At 63.1% G+C, this 4,666-nt stretch carries 4 protein-coding genes; 1 reads left to right on the top strand and 3 read right to left on the bottom strand.

The features are described 5' to 3' along the window. The 3 genes from LLH00_00395 to LLH00_00385 all read right to left on the bottom strand — a co-directional run. A partial coding sequence (locus tag LLH00_00395; protein MCE5269725.1) for an FAD binding domain-containing protein occupies positions 1-762 on the bottom strand: 762 nt, incomplete at its 3' end. A 2-nt stretch (positions 763-764) separates the two neighbouring features. Further along, positions 765-2,864, bottom strand: coding sequence for a xanthine dehydrogenase family protein molybdopterin-binding subunit (locus LLH00_00390; GenBank protein ID MCE5269724.1), 2,100 nt, complete (start codon positions 2,862-2,864; stop codon positions 765-767). Between the two features lie 20 nt (positions 2,865-2,884). Further along, the gene (locus tag LLH00_00385) at positions 2,885-3,529 is read right to left on the bottom strand and encodes a (2Fe-2S)-binding protein (GenBank protein ID MCE5269723.1); all 645 of its coding nucleotides are present in this window, start codon (positions 3,527-3,529) and stop codon (positions 2,885-2,887) included. Between the two features lie 548 nt (positions 3,530-4,077). On the opposite strand from LLH00_00385, the gene LLH00_00380 reads away from it, so the two are divergent. Continuing rightward, the coding region (locus LLH00_00380) for a Gfo/Idh/MocA family oxidoreductase (GenBank protein MCE5269722.1) at positions 4,078-4,666 on the top strand (589 nt) is incomplete at its 3' end.

Genomic DNA, 4,666 nt, shown 5'->3' with positions numbered 1-4,666 from the left:
CCTGACCGTGTGGCCCTCCATGTCCAGCACCACGGCCGCTCCCACCAGGGCAAAATCGCGGCTCTCGCGCTCCTTGAACTTGAGATAGTGGCTTTTCTGCCCGGCCGCTGGCGCGGGGACTGTCACGCCGGTGAGCACCTCACCCTTTTGCAGCACGGTTTCCACCGTGGGGTCGGTCTCGGGCAGGACAAAGAAATCATCCAGCTTGACCTCGCGCGTGCCCTTGGCCGAGGCGATTGTCACGCTCGCGCCCAGGGCCATCAGCATCGGGGCCACATCCGAGGGGTGGACGATGAAACAGGGCCCGCCGTTCAGGATGCAGTGGTACTTGTTGCGGCCAGAAACCGCGAAACAGACCCCTCCCCCCTTGCGCACGCAGTTGTACTCGGGTCCCCGGTAGTACCAGCAGCGCGGGCGCTGGCAGAGGTTGCCGCCCAGGGTGCCCATGTTGCGAAGCTGCGGGCTCCCCACCGACCCGGCCGCCTCGGCCAGCCCGGTGTACTTGGCCTTGATTGTGGCGTTCGCGGCTATATCGCTCAGGCGGGCCAGCGCACCCAGCCTGAGTCCGGACGACCCGGGGGAGATACTGTCCAGCCCTTGGACCGACTTGAGGTTGACCAGACGCTCGGGTGCGGCGTTGCGGGTCTTCATATCACCCAGGATATCGGTGCCGCCGGCCAGGACACGGCTGTCCCCGGGCTTGGAGAGCACGGCCACGGCATCCTTGAGGTCTTGGGCGTTGTAGTATTTAAAGGCTTTCATGGTCATGCGCCTCCGTTCTTTTTCAGCGCCTCGAGCACTGCGGCCGGAGTGATGGGCATCTTTGTGACCCAGACCCCGGTGGCGTTGTGGATCGCCGTGACCAGCGCCCCGCTGGTGGGGATATGCGCGGGCTCACCCAGGCCGATCACTCCGCGCTCGGGCATCGGGTCGATCACCGCCTCGATCTCAGGCATCTCCATCGGACCGAGCAGCTTGTAGTTCTCGAAATTCGGGTTGACCATGGTGCCGGTGTTTGGGTCGAGGCTGCGGTCCTCCAGCATGGCCCAGCTCAGGCCCATGATCACGCCGCCGTTGAGCTGGCTGCGCGAGGTGAGCGTGTTGACCGGCAGGCCGAAATCCTGCACCGCCACCACCTTGATCGGTTTCACCCTCCCGGTCTCGACATCCACCTCCACCTCGACAAACTGGCAGCCGGCCACGCCGGAGGAGCTGAACCCCTCCACCCAGCCGTCCTGCACGCTCAGGGTGCGTCCCTGAAGCAGCGCGCAGGCGTCTTTCCATTTCATCGACTTCGCACGGTCGGCAGTGGAGAATATCACTCCATCCTCACAGACCAGGTCGCCGGCGCTCACTCCCAGCGCGGGGGCCACCTTGGCCAGAAGCTCGGCCAGGGCCTTGCCGGCCACGTTGTTGATCACCGGGGTGACCGAGCCGATCGTGATCGAGCCGCCCGAGCCGGGCGCGAACGGCAGCGAGGTGCGGCCTATTTTCGGAGTGACCAGGCTCATCGGGATACCCAGCACATCCGCGGTGACCTGGTGCACGCAGGTGCGGATGCCGGTGCCCAGGTCCTGAGTGCCGATCGAGGTGACCACCCGCCCGTCCGGGAAAATCTCGACAATGGCCTTGGCGTCCTTCTCACCGCCACCGCCCCAGGTTCCACTGGAGACCCCGACCCCGCGCTTGAGCGGACCCTTGTCCGAGCCGGGCGTTTTTCTGCGTTTCGCCGTCCAGCCTATCTTCTCGGCGCCCAGCCTGTACTGATGATGGCGGCTCTCGTTCGGGTCGTTCAGTATGCGGAACTCTATCGCATCCATGCCGGCTTTTTCGGCCAGCATGTCCATTATGACCTCCATGGCGAAATTGGCCTGCGGATGTCCGGGGGCGCGCATCGCGCGGGCCGGGCCGGCGTTGATCCGCACATCCTCGTGCTTCTTGTACACGGCGCCGTCCGGCACCTTGTAGATATAGGGCGAGGGGAAACTCGCATCCTCCGAGATTCCGCCCGTGCCATAGGATTCCTGCCAGAACGCGGTGATCTTGCCGGTCTTGTCGCAGGCCAGCTTGAGATGCTGGTGCGAGGAGGGACGGTTACCCACGGCCAGGAATTCCTCGTGACGGCTGAGCATAAGCTTGACCGGCTTGCCGGTGATTTTGGCCAGACGGGCCGCCACGACGCCCTCCACACCCACCGGGAACTTGCTGCCGAACCCGCCACCCATGTACTCGCAGATCACCTCCACGTTCTCGACCGGGATCTCGAAATACTGGGCCAGGTCGGAGCGCGCCCCGTGCACGCCCTGGGTGCTGACCCAGGCGGTCAGCTTGTCGCCCTCCCATTTGGCGGTGCAGCTATGGGTTTCCAGGCAGGCATGGGTCTGCACCTGGGTGCTGAGAGTGTTTTCCACCGCAAAGGCCGACTCTTCAATGATTTTCTCGACCTCGGCCTTGTTACCGTCACCCCAGCCGGAGACATTGCCGTTCTGATCCAGGCGCGGGGCATCCTCTTTCATCGCGGCTTCCTCGCTCACCACGAACGGCAGGTCGCGGAACTTGATCTCCACCAGCGCGGCGGCGTCCTCGGCGATATCCATGCTCTCGGCAGCCAGGGCCAGGATTTCCTCGCCCACGTAGCGCACGGTGTACTTGTTCAGATTTAGCACCGTGGCCACGCCCGGCAGTTTGGCGGCTTTGGTGAAATCGATATGCTCGATGTAGGCGTGCGGCCGCGGGCTGCGCACGATCAGGCCGTAGAGCATGCCCGGCAGCACGATGTCCTGGGAGTACCTGGCCGAGCCGTTCACTTTCTCCGGCCCGTCCGTGCGCGGGATGTCATGTCCCACGTACTTCATCTTATCCATCGCTTTCCATCCGGCCATCCTCACCTGCCTCCTTTCTTCCCGCCGGCCAGGTCCAGGGCGGCGTTAAAGATGTGAGGATAGGCGCCGCAGCGGCAGAGGTTGCCCGCCAGCCCGTGCTTGATCTCATCCAGGCTCGGGTTGGGGTTCTTGTCCAGCAGGTCCTTGAGCGACATCTCGAACCCCGGGGTGCAGAACCCGCACTGGTAGGCATCGTGCTCGATGAACTTTTCCTGCACCGGGTGCAGCTTACCGTCCTTGGCCAGGCCCTCGATGGTCTCGATTTTGGCCCCATCCGCCTCGATGGCCAGAAGCATGCAGGAATAGACAGTACGACCGTTCATGATCACCGTGCAGGCGCCGCACTCGCCCATCCGGCAGACACTCTTGGTGCCGGTGAGCTGGAACTTTTCGCGCAGAAGGTCGAGCAGGGTGAGGCGCGTTTCCACCTCGGCCGTGTATTTCTTGCCGTTCACGGTCAGGCTGACCACCGCGGACTCGATATCCTGGCCCCGGGACGCCGCCTTGGGTGCGGCCCCGCTGGCCTGCTGGCCCAGAAGGCCATCCGCCAGGGCCGTGCTGCCCACCAGTCCGGTGCCCATGCCCTTGAGGAAACCGCGCCTGGACAGGCCGGCAGCGGGAGGAGATTTTCTGCCGTTATCGCTCATCAATTCACTCCTTGACGGAAGTACAACGATTGCCAGGGACCGGCGACTGAGCCGCCGGTCCCTGGTTCGAGGGAGAACGCGCAAGAGTGTCCGGATTGCGACCGGTTAAGTTTCAAGAGGGTCGAACGATGTCTGAGTGAACGAAAAACACATCGGGATAAAGGTGACAGTGTCAACTGTCAGGAAAGAAAGTGTCCACGCCGAGGGTTGTTCCAAGCCGGACTTCGGACCGGATTGCGCCGGTGAGCGGCAAGTGTGAAAGACGGTTCCTGAGTTGAATCTACCGGTTTGATAAACGGCTGTCAACCGCCCGAAGTTACCCCGATAACCTGATTCCCTGACCGAAAAAAGTTGACCCCGGCCCTGCGCGGGCTAATATTTCCTCGGCAGACATAGCTCTTGCGGCCGGCCATCGACCGGCAAGGCTCATCTTTGTTCTTGAGTTATTCTCAAGCCTGAAATAGTTTCTGAACGATATAGCTTTTGTCGAGTCCCGGCCGGTGTCATCCCGCAGACCCGGTTTAACTACTCAACCCGAGGAGCGGAGAATGGAAAAAATCGACCGTCGTAATTTCATCCGGAAAACCGGAGCCGCCGCTGCCGCCGGCCTGGTCGCCGCCACAGGTCCCTGGGTCCGCACCGGACAGGCCGCCAAGAACACTCCCAGCGACACGGTCAACGTGGCGGTGATCGGTATCCGCAGCCGCGGCACCCAGCACGCGGTCAGTTTCGCCAAGGTGCCGAACACCCGGGTGGTGGCCTTGTGCGACATAGATGAGCGCCTGTTCCCCCAGTCCCTGGAGGAGCTGGACAAGGCCGGCGGGGGCAAGGCCCGCACCGAGACCGACATCCGCCGTCTGCTCGAGGACAAGAGCATCGACGCCGTCTCGATCGCCACCTGTAACCACTGGCACGCCCTGGCCTCGATCTGGGCCTGCCAGGCGGGCAAGGATGTCTACGTGGAAAAGCCGGTCTCCCACAACATCTGGGAGGGGCGCAAGATCGTGGAGGCGGCCCGCAAGTACGACCGTATCGTGCAGGTGGGCAGCCAGAACCGATCGAGCCAGACTGTACAGCAGTGCATGGATTTCATCCACAGCGGCAAGCTGGGTGATATCTACATGATCAAATGCGTGA

The sequence above is a fragment of the bacterium genome (assembly GCA_021372515.1).
In the GTDB taxonomy this organism is placed as follows: Bacteria; Gemmatimonadota; Glassbacteria; order GWA2-58-10; family GWA2-58-10; genus JAJFUG01.
This window is presented reverse-complemented; position numbering and strand designations above follow the sequence as displayed.